Genomic DNA, 16,416 nt, shown 5'->3' on the forward strand with positions numbered 1-16,416 from the left:
TTCGTGCCGGGCCACCGGCCACATCGTTGGCGGCGCCCCGGCGATGGCTGTCGCCGCCATCGGCTACTACATGCGCTCACGTTCGACATGCCGGAAGCCACGACCAGTAATACGGCCGATGTGCGTACAGCGGCATGTCCGGATGGCTCGGACTTCCGACGGAACGTGTTTTGAGGTGTCCGAGCGGTCGCCTGCGTCATCGCCGTTTTGCCGGCTCGTGGCATGGTGGCTGCCGTGAACGCTGAAACGGCGGAGTTATGGGATCGGCACGCGACGACATTCGACGACGAACCGGATCACGGCTTGCGAAACCCGCTGGTCCGGCAGGCGTGGGCGAGCCTGCTGACTGAGGTCCTGCCCGAGCCGGGGATATCGGTGGTGGATCTGGGCTGCGGAACGGGCAGTCTGTCGATATTGCTGGCCGAGGCCGGCCATCACGTCCACGCGGTGGACATTTCACCCCGGATGCTCGAGGAAGGCCGCCGCAAGGCACGGCAGCGTGCGGTCTCGGTCACCTGGCATCTGGGCGACGCGGTTCGCCCACCAGTGGTCGACGGCGGCTTCGACGTGGTCCTCACCCGGCACGTGCTGTGGGCCATGCCCGACCCGTCCGCCGCACTTGCAAGCTGGATCGGTCTACTACGCCCGGCCGGCCGGCTGGTACTCATCGAGGGACGCTGGATGACGGGTGCGGGTATCCCGGCGGCTACCTGCAGCGCGCTGGTCCGCCGCCACCGGAAGGAACTGGAACTACGTTTGCTCGATGATCCTGCGCTGTGGGGCAAGGCGATCACCGACGAGCGTTACCTTCTCGTAAGTCGTCGCTGACCAGGGCGCGTCCACAGCGGTGGGAGTCGTCAAAACGGCACTGCGGCGTGCCCCGCCCGCGAATCGCGGCATGACAGTGCGTTGCGGGCCGAAGGGGATTTGAACCCCTGGTGGGGCATGGCACGCCAGTGGCCCCAACGCGCTTCCAAGTCGCCGTGCGTACCCGGCTGCCAACTCGCCCGCGCTGCGATAACCCGGTTCTGCCACCGGGCCGTCGAACTATCACCGCAACGATGCACGCCGCGCACCCGGATTACCTCGGCATACGGAGCGATATTCGAGGCAGATGAACGCGTCCTGGACAGGCTCCAAAAGTTCGGCAGTATCCGTGCCTCTCCGTTCCAAGCGCTTGCGACGACGCCCTCCCCATCGCGTTTCCCAGCCCGTGGCAGCCCGTCGCAAGATCTGGTGTCACCCGGCCACTATCGTGGTAATTTCGATTCGCGAAATCTGTCCCGGTGGCAAGCTGTAAGCATGGGTGACTCGCCAGCCGTCAGCGTCGCGCTTCCAAGCGCTCTGCGAACACCGCTCCGCCGCATGCTCGATCGTCCGGAAGACTCCGCAGCGATCGAGGCTCTTCGACAGCAGCTTATGGCGTTCGCCGATGCCTCGGCTTCGGAAGTTCAAGCATGCCTGCGAACTCTATCCCCAGATGCAATCCTCGACGTCAAGCGCGTGACTCAAGCGCTGGGCGCCAATCCGCGCACCGGCGCCCTACGCATTACCGGCGCGAATCGATTTATTTGGATTGCTGGCGCTTCAGCGTCAGGAACGCAGAATAGCAAGCGGGACCTCATCAGATACTTCGATTCGGTCGGCCGCTGGATGGCTGGGCGCTTTTGCGCGGCTACTCTCCCTAGGAAGCAGGAAGAAATTTCTAGCCATGTCCTTCTTAACGCGCATTTCGAGGATATTCGCCGAGTATTTCCGACAACTATTCAGTTCCGCTGGGTGTCTAAACTAATTTTGCAGGGAGCCGCGGACGAAATCGAATCGGATCCGATTAAGTACCATGAGCTGGCATGGTTTACGTCAGCGGTGGTAAACGACGTCTTCGCGGATTTAGCCGCACGGCAGCAGGATTTTGCTCTACCGACTCAGAAACTCGGATCCGGAGCCGACAAGTTTGTTCGGAAAGTCGCTTGCGCTGCAGGTTCGTTGAGGAATAGATCCTTCGTCGATCTCGCCGTGAGCACAATCCCCGAGAGGTTTCCCTATGTTCAATTCGACACTGGTTGCCGACCGCTTGCCTTCAGAGAATCGAACTGCGCCTTGGAGCAATCCTACTTCGAGCTAGTAAAGCGGTGCGTTGCGGACAGTAAGACTCGTGGAGACTTATTCGAGCGTGTTGCATCCCGCTGCATCCAAGCGGTCGGTCCCCAGGACCTGGTCGAGCTGAAGCAGCCGCTGAGAGTTCCCGTGCCTGGATCAAAGAACCCTCGAGAAGTCGACTTAGCCTTCTCTTCCCAGAGTGACCGGCTGGTGCTTGGTGAATGTAAAGCATACTACGTCGCAACACACAGTTACAGTGTCGTCAATGCCTTCGAGGAGGATATGAAAAAGGCGGCAGAGCAGTTAGATACGCGCGTCAAGGCGATCGATGAAGGAAACGCGCTAACGTCGAACGGCAAACCAGTCGGCATTTACTGCAGGTCCAACATAATTGCCCTAGGCATACCTCTACATTCATACGCTACTGCCGTGTGGAACGCCGACACTCTTGCTGCGGCGGAAGCCGTTAGACCGGGATTAGGAATTATCCCGCTCCATCAACTAATAATCGTAGTGCAAAGTATGAGAAACATTGATGAACTTTCTCGATACATAGATCAACGCTATCGGCTGCAGGCGTCACGCGTGAACGTTGCGGACGAGTGTGACATGCTAATCATTCATCTCAATCCACAAGGTGCGGCAGTGTTGAGTGCCGCCGAAGAAGCAGGCTCCAAGGGTAGCGCCACGCTTTTACCTTGTCATGTATCGATGCACGATGCTTTGCAACGGGAACGGCCGGACGATCGCGGGGAGTGGCGGAGGTGGCTTTATAAAGTCGCTGAAGTCGGTTAGCAATCTCTCGCCCTCGGCGGTGGTTGCAGCCGAACGATTCATTAAATTTGTTAAGTCACGAACTGCCATTTTCGGCAATGTCAGCCATTGCGAATTGCGGGTGACGAAGTCTGCATAAAAATGCTCTCCTGTAGATCGCGCCTTACCGAGAGGTGGGTTTGATGGCGCACTCAATTCGGCAAATCCGGATGCTTCAGGGTCACCGCACGTTGCCATGTGTATCCGACGACTCTTGCGTGACGGCATCGGCTCTGTTGCCGACCGGGTTGCGGGCGCGGGCGGACGGCTCATTTGGTTACCAGTGGCCGCCGTTGTCGAGCCATCGCTGTTGCAGGTGGTCGAGTAGGCGGGCGGTCATGACGGGTGTGGTGTGGGCGTAGCTGCCGCGGATACCGGGGGTGGCGTGGCCGAGGTGGTGGGCTTGAGCCGCTTCCGGGGCGTTGTCTTCGTCGAGCCAGGTGCGGTGAGTATGGCGCAGGTCGTGAAAGTGCAGGCCGGGCAGAATCGGCCTGCTGGCCGAAAGCCGGCCGTACCTGCTGGCCGGCCATGAACTGCTTGTGTTCGCCGTGGTGTGGGTCAGACGATGGCGACCGCCTTCACCCGCAGGAACTCGGCGATGCCCTCGGGGCCGCCTTCCTTGCCGAACCCGCTGATGCCGAGGCCGCCGAACGGGCGCTGCGGGTGGACGTTGGGGGCACCCCCGATCATCGTGCCGCCGGCGACGAGCTGCTCGGCGACGCGGTGCGCGCGGCGCAGGTCGTTGGTCTGCACGTACGAGGTGAGGCCGTACTGCGTGGAGTTAGCGATCTCGATAGCCTCCTTCTCGTCGTGGAACGGCATGACCGCGAGCACCGGCCCGAATACCTCGGTCTGCGCGAGCTCGGAGTGCGGATCGACGTCGGCGAGAACCGTCGGCTGCAGGAAGTAGCCGCCCCCAAGGCCGTCGACGTCGACTCGTCCGCCGCCGGTGACGAGCTTGGCCCCGTCGCGCTTGGCGCGCTCGATCATGCCGAGGATGCGGTCGATTGCGGCGGCGTTGATGACCGGCCCGATGTCGGTCGTGGGGTCCCAGGGATCGCCGACCTTGATCGCCTCCGCGGTCTTGACGACGCCGCTGAGGACCTCGTCGTACACCGAGCGTTGCACGAGCATGCGGGTGGGGAACCCGCAGCCCTGCCCGGCCTGCAAGCCAAGGACCCGTAGGGTGCCGTACTTGATCGCGCTTTCGAGGTCGGCGTCGGCGAAGATGAGGTTCGCCGATTTGCCGCCGAGCTCCATGACCACGGGCTTGATGTGCTCGGCGCAGGTGCGCAGGATTGCGCGCGCCGTGGCCGGGCCGCCCGTGAACGTGATCTTCTGGACTTTGGGGTGCTCGACCAGCCGCGACGACGCCTCGACGGAGCCGGGCACGACGTTGATGACGCCGCTGGGAAAGCCCGCGATGTCGGCGAGCTCGCCGAAGAGTTCGGGCGCGAAGGGCGTGAATTCGGACGGCTTGATGATGACGGTATTGCCGGCCGCCAGCGCCGCCGGGACCTTCATCGCGATCGACGCCAATGGCGCGTTCCAGGTGGTGATGGCTCCGATGACGCCGTACGGCTGGGCCAGCGTGTATCCGAACTCGCCATCGGGCCCGAACGCCGTGGCGACACGGCCTTCGATCTTGTCGGCGAAGCCGGCGTAGTAGCGGATCCACTCGGGCACCAGCTGGAACGACAGCTCGGCGGTGCGAACCGGGGTGCCGTTGTCCAGCACCGCGCGACGAATGAGCTCGTCATGGTGCTCCTCGATCAGATCAGCGAGCCGCAACAACAGCCGGGCGCGCTGCGCGGGGCGGGTATTTCTCCATTCGTGGAAAGCTTCGTCCGCGGCGGCGACTGCCTCGTCCACCTCGGTCCGGCCGGCCATCGGGATGGTCGCGTCGATCCTTCCGCTGGTCGGGTCGATGTGGTCGTAGGTACCACCGGAGCCGGTCGGCCGAGCGGTGGCGCCGATGCGGAGATGGACCGGAGGGCGGGTTGTGTCGATGGGATGAGTGAGCATTGTGCCTTCTTCGGATCGGTTGGAAGTACGACATGGCGCAGCCAAGGCGCGCTCTACCCATCCAAACTCTCGAGTCCGTGGCCAACTAGCACAATTGGCGCTACTTCTTGCACAATCCGCTCCCCGCCGAAACGCGGCTCCGGCCCTTGCACGATCCTTTCGCCAGCTGATAGCCGGCGTGCGTTCTGTGCTGTACTGGCGAGGTGCCTGCGGACGAGCTTCGTGAATTGCTGCAACGGCATGCCCGTCCGGATTTGACCACCGCGATCGACGGTGTCCGCGTCTGCGCGGCCGACCACACCGTTTCGCCGGGCTCCTCGATGTCCGGCACGGTCCTGGCGGTTGTCGCTCAGGGCCGCAAGCGTCTGGCGGTGGGGGACCACATCTACGAATACGGCGCCGGTCAGTACCTCATCGCCTCGGTGGACCTGCCCGTGACGGGACAGTACGTCGATGCCGTCCCGGGCCACCCGGCGCTCGGCTTCGGGATGACCCTGGAACCGGCCCTCATCGCGCAGTTGCTGCTGCAGGCCGGGCCGGGTGATCTACCGAGGTCTCCGGGCGTCGTACGGCCGGGAATCGCGGTGACTGAGGCCCCGGACGAACTGCTCGGTGCCATCGTGCGGCTTCTTCGTCTGCTGGACCGGCCGAGGGACCGAAGGATCCTGGTCCCGCTGGTCAAGCGCGAGATTCTCTGGCTGTTGATGACCGGAGAACAGGGTGATGTCGTCCGTCAGCTCGGCCTGGCCGATAGCAGCCTGGCCCATGTCAGACGTGCTGTGCAGTGGATCCGGGAGAACTACCGCCGACCGTTCCGGGTCGAGGAGGTAGCGCAACTCTCGGGGATGAGCGTCTCCGCCTTCCACAAGAACTTCCAGGCAGTGACGGCGATGTCTCCGATCCAGTTTCAGAAGCACCTGCGGCTGCAGGCGGCGAGGTTGCTGTTGGCGAACAGCCCGAACGACGTCACTGGCGTCGGCCAGCGTGTCGGATACGACAACCCGTCCCAGTTCAGCCGGGAGTACCGGCGTCAGTTCGGCGTTCCGCCCAGCGTGGACGCGGCGCGTATCCGCGATGGCGCCCTCACGACTGCTGCGGCGCTCCCCTGAGCCGTCGCCGGCGCGGAAGAGGATTGTGCAATCACGCGAGACCATCGCGCTAGCCCCTTTCATCGCGGCGTTGCTTGTATTGGAGGTGTCCGAGCGCGCGCTGCGGATTCCGAGGTGCCCACGAGGAAAGAGGCGATGATGAAAGCCGCTGATCGATCGCCGAACTCTCGCCAACCGGACGGCCGGGCGTCCTTCGGCGACGCCGTTATTCGCGCCCTTGCTATCGGCCCGGACTCTTCCCCGGCGGAACGCACGATAGAAATCACGACAATAGGGCGGCGCAGCGGGATTCCGCGTCGCGTCGAGGTCTGGTTGCACCGGGTCGACGGGCGTTGGTACCTGACCGGGATGCCCGTTCCCCGGAGCTGGTACGCCAACCTGCGCGCCAATCCGCGATTCGTGGTTCACCTGAAACAAGGAGTCAGAGTGGACCTGCCCGCCACCGCGGAGCCGGTCGACGAGCAGACACGCCGTCTGGTGATCACCGCTGTCCTCGAGCTGCAGAACCGGCCCGACGTCGCGGCCCGGGTCGGCCGACGCCAAACCTTCGACGAGTGGTTCGCGCGCAGCCCGCTGGTGGAGGTCGTATTCGACGACGAGCAGTTGCGAATTCGGCCGCTGAACGAAAATCAGGAGATGAACAGCCATGCACCAAAACTTGATCAATAGGATCTACATCGACGGTCAGTTCGTCACCCCGCACGGCACGGAGCTCTTTGATCTGCACAGTCCCGCAACCGGACAGGTGATGGGACGGGTCCAGCTCGCCGACGAGGTGGATGCCGGGCTGGCTGTCGCGGCGGCGAAGCGTGCGCTACCGGCGTGGTCGGCGACCTCGCGAGAAGAGCGGATCGACGCGCTGCGCCGGCTTCGTGACGCGGTCGCAGCGCGACTGGAGGACCTCAAGGAAGCCGTCGTGGTGGAGTACGGCGGCCCCGTACGCAACGCGTACCTGGTCGATTCGATCGCCGGCGCTTTCACCGACATGATCAAGACATTGGAAGGCTTCGAGTTCACCCGGCAGATCGGCAACGCGATCGTCGAGATGGCGCCGATCGGCGTTGCCGGCCTGATCATGCCGTGGAACTCCGACGCGTTCTTCATCTCCGACAAGCTCGCGACCGCATTGGCCGCCGGCTGCACCGCCGTTATCAAGCCGAGCGAAATGAGCGCGACCCAGACCCAGGTCCTGGCCGAGGCACTGCACGCGGCCGGATTGCCCCACGGGGTGTTCAACATCGTGACCGGCCGCGGCGACGTCGTCGGGACCACGATCAACCGTCACCCGGACATCGCCAAGATTTCCTTCACCGGCTCCACCGAAGTCGGCAAGATGATCATGCGGGAGGCATCCGACACGTTGAAGAGCCTGACGCTCGAACTCGGGGGCAAGTCTCCGTCGATCATTCTCGATGACGCCGACCTTGAGGAGGCGGTGACCGGCGCGCTGCGGGCCGGTTTCGTCAACAACGGGCAGGCGTGCGTCGCCGGCACCCGCATCCTCGTCCAGGAGAACCAACTCGACGACGTCCTCGCGCTCATCACCAAGAAGGTGGGAACCGACTACCCCGTCGGCGATCCGCGCGACCCGGCAACCGCCATCGGCCCGATGGTGAGCCTGCACCAGTGGGAACGCGTCCAGTCCTACATTCACCGCGGTATCGAGGACGGCGCCCGAATCGTCGTCGGCGGACCCGGTCGCCCCGACGAGCTTCCCGACGGCTACTACGTGCGGCCGACGGTGTTCGCCGACGTCAGCAACGACATGACGATCGCCCGCGAGGAAATCTTCGGACCCGTCCTGACGGTCATCACCTACCGCGACGAGGACCACGCCGTCGAGATCGCCAACGACACCACCTACGGCCTGCACGCCTACATCTTTTCCGGCGACCCCGCCCGAGCACGCCGTATCGCGTCCAGCCTGCTGGCGGGCCGAGTGTCAGTCAACGGCGGTTTCGAACAACTCGCCCCGTTCGGAGGTTTCAAGCAGTCCGGCCTCGGAAGGGAATACGGCAGCTTTGGACTTGAAGGCTTCCTGGAGCCTAGATCGGTAATGCTGTGATAGGCACTCGAACCCCGCGGCTGCTGTGCGTGCGCGTCGAAACGCACGGCAACTGCCTGGCCCGCGACCGAACTCTCGGGTGCCAGGCCGGCGCGATGACCGTCGCAGGAACGGGTCGGTGATCTTTCCTATCTGACGACCATGTACGGATTGGCGGCCATAAGCATCGAAGAAGTCCCTGCCCGATGGGTCCAGCGCCAGACGTCGACGTAACCATACCGACTTTCTCAGGAAATAGCGCTCAGTAGTCGTTTGCTCTCGAAGTCGGCCATCGCGTGTCGGGGTTGCCGTCGCGGTTGCCGTCACTCGCAGCGCAGACCGGTGTGCTGTCGGCCGACCGCCGGCCCAGGGCTTCTCATCGCTCAAAGACGAAGTCGCGCGTTGTCCGCCGTACCCCATAGCTCGGTGATACGCCGGTCGGCGATCCGATACATGGCGAACTCATGCGTCTCCACCGGCGACAAATCGCCGGGGACACCAAGGAACATCTGATGCCGTGTGCCGGTGTCATGCAAGTGGACCGCGAGCCACGGTGCCTGCTGCACCACGTGCCGCAATTCCCAAGCATAGTCAGGGAACACGGCGACCGTCTTCCTGATGTCATCCACGTACTGCTTCCTCGTTCGCTGTACGCCATTCACCAGCACGGAGGAGTGCACGAATCCGGCAATGGATCCCCAATCCCGGTCATTGCACGCGGCAAGATAGGCAATGTACATCTCAAGGATCGCGTCGTCGTTCATTGTCCATATGTACCACCGCACGGTCCCGAGACCGAACTGCACGAATCGCACCATCGACGTACTCTGCCGCCGCACATAAGGCGCGTGGGCTGCGCGTCGCCGCCCGCCAAGCAGGATAGCGGCTACGCTCAGTGATGGCTCGTGCCGGCAAGCAGGTCCCGGAGCTGAGTTCGTCCGTCTTAACCAGTAGTGGCGTGTCGGCGTAGGCGTGCGATGAAGACGACTCTACAGTCGTCATTTTCTGAATGACGAAATAAGTCCCTCGATCACAGCAAGGATCATGAGGGCGCCAAAAGCTCCGAAGATTCCGCCGACGATACGAACGACGGTATAGGCAAAGCGTAGACGTTCCCGCCGCCTTTGAGAAGTTTCGTTACGACGGACAGAGAAGGCGCCGCCAAGCTCCGCCGTGAACCTCGAATACCATGAGGTGAAGCCGCGAAAGTCAGCCGCAAGCAGTGTCCCTCCCAACAGCAAAAGAAGACCGAGGACGCCAAACTCGAGATCTGCCGACACTGCGAAACCTCCTCAGCGATCTTGATCGTACTGCACGTCATCATTGGAATGGCCCGGAGGGATTCAAAGCCCCGCGACGAGGGGGCACCCTTGTGAACGTGCGCAAATGCACGCACTCACATCGGTTACTTCTTTGCCTGTGTGGGGTCGTGACAGGTTGACGTGACTGCACAGCTACTGTCCCGATCCTCGCACCCAAGAATCGAGGCCACTCACCACACCGCAGCGGCAAGAGGTCGCCGAACTCGCCGTCCCGATCGGGCCTGCCGGCACGCATCCCTGGCCGCAGCCGTTGCCGGCACGCTGGTCGGGGCGATTCGACCGGCCCGAACCAGTGACATATGTCCCCGTGCCCGCTGCTGGTGGCGGAGACCATCGCTGACCGGGCCTACGAACACGGTCGTTGTCGCATTCTTTGCGCCGTGTTCGGATACGAGGTGTTTGGAGGCCGCTGACGTCGCCTTTGGGCCAAAGACGTTCGACCCTCGTGAGCCCGCCAGCCGTGTCCGTCGGGGGCGTGGGTCCTGAGTTCGAGTGAGTACTGGACAGCGTGTCGAACGAGCGCCCGCGACCGCGTAGCAGATCAATCGCATGGTTGAACGCATCGACCGGCCTCGCCAAGTCCAACACCCACCTCGGCGACGGTCTCATCAAGATCCATCCCGACGAGGGTGCCCTGCACGAGGTCGGGGGACAGCTCTACCTCGGCCCGCCCAAGTCACCGGCCGCCGTTCGTGACATCCACCTGCCCCCGTTTCTCATCGACCTGCTCCGCGAAGTCATCGACAGCCACGATCACGAGATCATCTTCTGCGGTGGCCGCGGTGCGTTTCAACATGTCGCGACGCATCTGGCGGCCCGCCGTGGACGGCGACGACAAAACCCACACCGCGCCCGTTCTCGAAGGCATGCATTTTCACGACACCCGTCATACGCACAAGACCTGGATGATCGAAGACGACATCCCCGAACTCGCTCCAGCCCGCCTGCCTCGGACACCGCCTACCCGGGGTACGCGGCGTCTACAGCCACGTCACGCCAGCCATGTCGCCCGCATCACCAACAGCCTCGAAACCCGCCCAGGCCCCACGCCCCGCGACGACATCTGCACGCCGCCTGAGCCCAACCCCACGGGCGGACTGGCGAACGACGCAGGCCGCCCACCCCGACCTGACCAAACGAGAAGGCCGGGCCGCACAGTTGTCCGGGCCTTCTCCCGTCCGCGCCCCTGACGGTCCGTGGAAGCAGCCACGCACCGCCGTCCGGCTGGAAGGCCGTCCGGGCTCAGCTTGTGGCAACCGCGGGCCGGCGGAAGGAAATGATCTTGTGCTCCCAATCCGCTCCCACCGTAAGGAGCAAACACCAAAAGCCCGTTACCGATTTCCCGGCAACGGGCTTATGAACTGCGCAAACGTTCGTGGGCGATACTGGGATCGAACCAGTGACCTCTCCGGTGTGAACGGGGTCCGCGCAAGTCGCTGACCAGTGACTTCGTCCTTGACCTGCATATCGGTGACGCCGATGAGAGCCGTTGACGCCCGTTCAGCGCGGCTCAACGCCGTTCCGAGCACCCTGCTGCTCCCATTCTGCTCCCACCCCCGCCGCCACCGTGCCGCTGCACGCCCCGCCATCGACAGCGTAGACCCCGGCGGTCAGGCCGGCAGACCGTCGGGCGTAGAGCAGGACCCGGTCACCCTGAGCAGCACATAACTGTTGTGGACACCGGGATCGTTCTCCACCGCGGCGTTGATGATGAGAGGGCCGCCGTCCAGCGGAATATGAACCTTGCCGATCTTGCCCACTTTCACCGTGGCGTATATCGGGGCCAGCGATTGTTGGATGATCTTCAGGTGGTCGACCGTGGGATGGCCGTCCTCCTGGGCCCATTGGTCACCGGCGAACTGCACGTCCAGCGAACGGCAGGTCGTCGCCCCCTGCTGGAACGCCTTGTGCTCGCAGTACTTGGGCATCGTGCACGCCTCCGCCTCGTCCGTGTAGGCGAAGATCGTGGTGCCCACCTGCTGCGTCCCACCGCAGTCACCGCTGTCGCAGAGGGGGCGCAGATCGACGGTCGAATAGGTGACCGGGCCGTGCGTAACCGGGGTGCCGCCCGAGGACGACGGCGTCTCCTCCGACGCCGGATCGGTCGAGGGCGTCTCGTCGGACGGGGGTGCCTCGGGCTCGAACACGGCATCGGTGGGACCCGTAGTCACCACTGCGGGAGTCGACGGCGCCGCGATCGCCGCGGGAGCCGCGCTCTGCGGTAGGAGCCACGCCAGCAGGGCCACGATGGTGCCGACGACGGCAGCGATGCCTCCGAGGACCGTCCACCTCTCGGTCGCCCCTGCGGTTCTCCACCAGGATCCCATTGCCGCTCCGCTCGATGGTGATCACGCCGGACGACTTCAGCCGGCAGCGACCGAGCCTAAACAGCCGGCAGCCCTTCGGTGAGCGGACTTTTGGGCAGGCCGTGGTGGACAAACGCGGCGGTATTCCGGCTCGGAGACCGCAGCGGTCGAGGGCCCAGCCGGCGGTCACGAAGGGCTTGCCCCGGCAGTGCCGGGCCAAGCCGAAGCCGTTTCGTCGGCGGGCGCTGAGCAGCGTGCGGACCCGGTCGGCACCCGACGCCAGCAGCAGCGTGGGCAGCCGTGGACCGGTCTCCTTGCCGACGAGCAGGCGGTAGAGCAGGACGAAGAACGTCCGCTGCATTGCCTTGAGTGCGGGCGTCTGCTTCACCTTCGGCGGGAGGCCGAGCATCTGCTTGGGTACGCCGTCGCCCAGTGTGGTCAGCCCTTCCAGTGACCAGTGCTCGTCGAGGCCGGCCAGCAGTAGGTCGAGCAAGCGCCGCTGATCGGCGTCGAGCGAGTCGAGCTCGAGGTCGGGCCCCGCCGCAGTGCCAGCGGATCGAGACCCTGGCCTGAACATCAGGCCAGGAACACTTTGACATCAGAGCCGGTGTGAATCCGAGACTCGCGTCGGTACCGGCCCAGGTACGCGGCGACCGCCGCACGTAGCAACCGCTCGTCACCGGCGGCGACAGCTTGATCTTAAAACACGATCAATCTGCGCATTGGCGTGTGTGCTGGTCGGCGCCGTTGGCGCAGCCGCGCTCCGGCGTCGAAAGGTGCTCCCGCGCCGGCGGCGGCTCATCAATCGGCATGCTGATGTCTCTATATAGGAGGCTGGTAGCAAGCAGCTCACGAAAAGCTAAATTGCTGGTGGCGAATCGGCAAACTACCTTCGAACTCTTCTCGATTCGGTGCTCCAATAACGCAGGCGCTGCTTCGAATTTGATCGAACCAATTCGATAGCGGCCCGGGTGTCCGCTTTGCGAATTATTCAAAGCTTGAATTTAGTCGATCTAGTGCTTAGGTTGACGATGCGGCCGCATCTCGGCGGCCGAACAACGCGCACGGGGGAGAAATACGTCAGGGCGGCCTCAGGCTGGCGCTGTGATGAGTACTGCGGAATCCGGCGCAATTTTTTCGTTAAGTAGCGGCTGTCGACTCCATCCCTTCCTCCGTGCCTGCTCTATGGGTGCGGTGGGGCTGAGTCGCGCCCATAAAGGGATGGAATTCGGAATTCATGAGTCATTCTCATCGCAGGTGGTTACCGGCTCGCCGGGCGGCCTGGTCAGCCGTGTCGGCGGGGACGCTGCTGAGTGGATTGTTGGTCGGTGGCGGGCTGTTGCCGGCTTCGGCGTCGGCCGACTGTGGAACGCTGAACCGCGCTGACGAAGGAGCGGCCCAGAAGCTGGCGATCAGCTGCAAAAAGGCAGTCACGGTTGAAAGCGACCGCACGGAGACACAGACGGTGACGGCGAACCCGGACGGCTCCTTCACGAGCACCGAATGGGCGACACCGCACTATGTGCACGAGGCCGACGGCGCGTGGCACACCATTGACATGACTCTGCATGCCAATTCCGACGGGTCGATCTCACCGGTGGCGTCGTCGAATGTTGTCGTGTTGTCGGGCGGCGGTGCGGGCTTCCTGGCCAAGCAGGTCAGTAACGGCAAGGAGTTGGTCTGGTCGTGGCCCGCCGGCAATCTGCCGAAGCCGAAGCTTTCCGGATCGACGGCTACGTATCCCGACGTGTTGTCCGGTGTTGATTTGGTAGTGCGTGTCGATGAGAGCGGCTTTTCCGAGGTTTTGGTGGTCAAGAACGCGGCCGCCGCGACGAATCCGGCGCTCACGCAGATCGGGTTCCCGCTGTCGGGCTCTGCGTTGACGGGTGCGGGGGTGGCCGGGACGGCGTCGAGTGCTGACGCGGCGGTCGACCCGGCCTTCAACATCGGCCCGGCGTACATGTGGGATTCGACGCTGCCGGCGAAGCCGATGCCGGCCGACGCACCGGCAGCGGCCGTGCAGGATGCGACGGTCAGCGACACCGGCGGCCCGGGCTTCGGCGCGCAGCAGTCGGCCGTCCCGACCCGGATGGTCGGCAACAGCCTGGTCCTGGTCCCGGACGCGGCCATGCTGGCGTCGCCGAAGACGACGTTCCCGGTGTTCATCGACCCGAAGTCGAGCGCGCCGCTGCGTTCGTACTGGACGATGATCGACAGCGGTCACCCCTCGCAGTCGTACTGGGCCTATGACCGGGCCAACCACGCGAAAGTCGGCAACGCGGGCGACGGCACCAACATGTACCGGTCGCTGTTCCAGTTCTCGACCTCGACGTGGAAGGGCAAGCATGTCACCGGGGTCGAGTTCCACGACGGCCTCGAGTACTCGTGGGCATGCACGAACACCAGCACTGAGATCCACGTATCGGCGTCGGCGACGATCGGCTCCGGCACGACGTGGTCGTCGAACAATTCGACCTGGGGATCGTCGCTGGACACGGCGTCGAATCAGAACTGCCACGAGGCGTCGGGCGTGGACACCGAATGGGCGTCCTCGGCGCTGACCTCGGCGGTCGCGGGCAAGGCGTCGGCGGCCACGATCGTGATCGGGCTGCGGGCCTCCGACGAGGTCAACGCCGACAACGGCTGGAAGAAGTTCGACGAGACCGCCGACGCGTACGGCGCGAAGCTGTCGGTCACCTACAACACCGCCCCGGCCCCCAGCAACCTGCTGCTGGACGGCACCGCCTGCAAGACCTCGAGCACGAGCCCCGCGGTGCTGTCGACGCTGGGTTTGCCGGCGCACAACCCGGTGCCGAAGGTGACGGTCAAGGATGCCGAGGGTGACAAGTCGACGGTGACGTTCACCTACCCGAAGGCGGGTGGCGGCATCACCACGACCGCGGTTCCCAATGTGACCAGCGGGGCGACGGTGCAACTCACGGGCGGCATTCCGGCGGCGAACATCCCGTCCGGGTCGACCGTCTACTACTGGCGGGTCACGGTCAGCGACGGCACGGACAGTTCGACGACAGCGAACTGCTACTTCAAGATCGACAACACGATCCCGGCCCCGCCGACCGTCGTGAACAAGGACGGCGTGTACCCCGACGACGGTGCCGCTCACGGTGGTGTCGGCAAGTCGGGCACGTTCACGATCACCGGCGCCGCCGGCATCGTGAAATACGTGTGGGGGCCGACCCCGGCCGATCCGTCGAACACGGTCACCACCACCAACGGTGCCCCGGTCGACGTCTCGTTCACGCCGGCCGACGAGGGCGACAACTCCATCCAGGTGATCGCCTACAACGCCGTCGGCACGCCCTCGGCGGTCGGCTCGGTCGCGTTCCTGGTCGACAACGCCGACCTGGCCACCGGCCATTGGGCTCTCAACGGCGACACCACCGACATTACGGCGGCCGGTAACACTCTGACGCCGGCGAGCCTCACGTGGACGGCGGACGGCCGGACCATCGGCTCGAGCGTGGCCCATTTCAACGGGACCAGTTCGGTGATCACCGGCCCGAGCGGCCTGGTCGCCACGGACACGTCGTTCGCGGTGTCGGCCTGGGTGCGCCCGAACGCCTCGTGTGCGGCCTCGCATACCGCGGTCAGCGAGGACGGCGCCCACACCAGTGGCTTCTACCTCGGCTGCTTCAACAACAAGTTCCAGTTCAACGTCATCGGCCAGGACAGCACGACGGTGTCGGCGACGCGGGTGTACTCGATTGCTGCCGCGCCGTTGAATCTTTGGTCGAACCTCGTCGGCGTCTACGACATGTCAGCAGGCAAAGTCAGCTTGTACGTCAACGGGGTTCTGCAGGGCAGCGTTCCGTTGAACGGCACGGTGGCGGGGAAGTTGTGGTCGGCCACCGGCGCGTTCACGATCGGCCGGGAGAAGTTCTCTGACGTGTCCACCGGCTACTGGAGCGGCGACATCGCCGACGTGCAGATCTGGGACCGGGTCGCCTACCAGCGCGACATCGACGCCCTGTCCCCGGCGACCTGGGCCGACCAGTGGCTGCTCAACGACACCGCCGGCATGGACAGCAAGGGGACGCACCCGCTCACCTGGTACGGCAGTCCGCAGCCGGCGTTCGACGACATGAACGTCAGCGGCACCCCGGCGCTCACCCTGTCGTCGGCCACACCGGACTACGCGCTGTCGAGCGGCCCGTCGGTGCGTACCGACGGTTCGTTTACCGTGTCGGCCTGGATCAATCCCGCGGCCGCGACCAACGTCTACCGCAACGCGGTGTCGCAGAACAGCGCGGTCACGTCCAACTTCGGCCTCGGCCTGGACGCGAGCAACCGCTACACGTTCTGGATGCACGCGGCCGACGTCACCAGTCCCGGCCTGAGCGTGGCGTCCTCGGCCACCACCGCGACGGCCGGGCAGTGGGTCAACCTGATCGGCACCTTCGACGCCTCGACCAAGGTCCTGAAGCTGTACGTCAACGGCGTCCAAGCCGGCACCGTGACCTTCGCCTCCACCCAGTGGAACGCCAGCGGCCCGCTGTCGGTCGGCTCCGGGCAGTGGCAGGCCGCCATCGGCTACCTGTGGGACGGCGGCGTCGACAGCGTCGCCACGTTCAACGGCGCCCTGACCGCGACCCAGATCGACAACCTCTACACCCTCAACGACCCCTTCTTCGTCGAGTCCTGAGTCACCACCGCGCCGGGTCGTGCCGCCCATGACA

At 64.4% G+C, this 16,416-nt stretch carries 11 protein-coding genes; 6 read left to right on the forward strand and 5 right to left on the reverse strand.

Features of this window, described 5'->3' with window-relative positions; translation table 11 throughout:
- Positions 1-234 precede the first annotated feature (234 nt).
- Together AB0M88_RS06040 and AB0M88_RS06045 are read left to right on the forward strand one after the other, a co-directional pair.
- Positions 235-828: a class I SAM-dependent methyltransferase gene (locus AB0M88_RS06040; RefSeq protein ID WP_364096074.1), complete on the forward strand. Its 594-nt coding sequence runs from the start codon at positions 235-237 to the stop codon at positions 826-828.
- Positions 829-1,365: 537 nt separating this feature from the next.
- The gene (locus AB0M88_RS06045; protein WP_364096077.1) at positions 1,366-2,895 is read left to right on the forward strand and encodes a hypothetical protein; all 1,530 of its coding nucleotides are present in this window, start codon (positions 1,366-1,368) and stop codon (positions 2,893-2,895) included.
- A gap of 576 nt (positions 2,896-3,471) precedes the next feature.
- Here AB0M88_RS06045 and AB0M88_RS06050 read toward each other — a convergent pair.
- On the reverse strand, positions 3,472-4,938 hold the full coding sequence (locus AB0M88_RS06050; RefSeq protein WP_364096163.1) for an aldehyde dehydrogenase family protein: 1,467 nt from the start codon (positions 4,936-4,938) through the stop codon (positions 3,472-3,474).
- A 203-nt stretch (positions 4,939-5,141) separates the two neighbouring features.
- Here AB0M88_RS06050 and AB0M88_RS06055 point away from each other — a divergent pair, with 203 nt between their 5' ends.
- From AB0M88_RS06055 to AB0M88_RS06065, 3 genes are all read left to right on the forward strand, one after another.
- The gene (locus AB0M88_RS06055; protein ID WP_364096080.1) at positions 5,142-6,047 is read left to right on the forward strand and encodes an AraC family transcriptional regulator; all 906 of its coding nucleotides are present in this window, start codon (positions 5,142-5,144) and stop codon (positions 6,045-6,047) included.
- Positions 6,048-6,182: 135 nt separating this feature from the next.
- Positions 6,183-6,716, forward strand: a complete 534-nt coding sequence (locus tag AB0M88_RS06060; RefSeq protein WP_364096083.1) for a nitroreductase family deazaflavin-dependent oxidoreductase — start codon at positions 6,183-6,185, stop codon at positions 6,714-6,716.
- Positions 6,694-8,112, forward strand: coding sequence for an aldehyde dehydrogenase family protein (locus tag AB0M88_RS06065; protein WP_364096085.1), 1,419 nt, complete (start codon positions 6,694-6,696; stop codon positions 8,110-8,112). The genes AB0M88_RS06060 and AB0M88_RS06065 overlap by 23 nt, the downstream gene beginning before the upstream one ends.
- Before the next feature lie 362 nt (positions 8,113-8,474).
- Here the strand turns inward: AB0M88_RS06065 and AB0M88_RS06070 are convergent, their stop codons facing one another.
- The 4 genes from AB0M88_RS06070 to AB0M88_RS06085 all read right to left on the reverse strand — a co-directional run bounded on the left by AB0M88_RS06070 (position 8,475) and on the right by AB0M88_RS06085 (position 11,740).
- Entirely contained in the window at positions 8,475-8,855 is a 381-nt protein-coding gene (locus AB0M88_RS06070) for an ester cyclase (protein WP_364096088.1), read from the reverse strand.
- A 234-nt stretch (positions 8,856-9,089) separates the two neighbouring features.
- Positions 9,090-9,371 carry a hypothetical protein gene (locus AB0M88_RS06075; RefSeq protein WP_364096090.1) on the reverse strand — a complete coding sequence of 94 codons (282 nt, stop codon included), beginning with the start codon at positions 9,369-9,371 and terminating at the stop codon, positions 9,090-9,092.
- Positions 9,372-10,089: 718 nt separating this feature from the next.
- Positions 10,090-10,281 carry a hypothetical protein gene (locus AB0M88_RS06080; protein ID WP_364096093.1) on the reverse strand — a complete coding sequence of 64 codons (192 nt, stop codon included), beginning with the start codon at positions 10,279-10,281 and terminating at the stop codon, positions 10,090-10,092.
- A 742-nt stretch (positions 10,282-11,023) separates the two neighbouring features.
- Positions 11,024-11,740, reverse strand: a complete 717-nt coding sequence (locus AB0M88_RS06085) for a hypothetical protein (protein ID WP_364096095.1) — start codon at positions 11,738-11,740, stop codon at positions 11,024-11,026.
- A gap of 1,444 nt (positions 11,741-13,184) precedes the next feature.
- Between AB0M88_RS06085 and AB0M88_RS06090 the strand changes: the two genes are divergently transcribed.
- On the forward strand, positions 13,185-16,382 hold the full coding sequence (locus AB0M88_RS06090; protein WP_364096098.1) for a LamG-like jellyroll fold domain-containing protein: 3,198 nt from the start codon (positions 13,185-13,187) through the stop codon (positions 16,380-16,382).
- The last annotated feature ends 34 nt before the right edge of the window (positions 16,383-16,416 follow it).

The organism is Actinoplanes sp. NPDC051411, assembly GCF_040682075.1.
Taxonomy (GTDB): Bacteria; Actinomycetota; Actinomycetes; order Mycobacteriales; family Micromonosporaceae; genus Actinoplanes.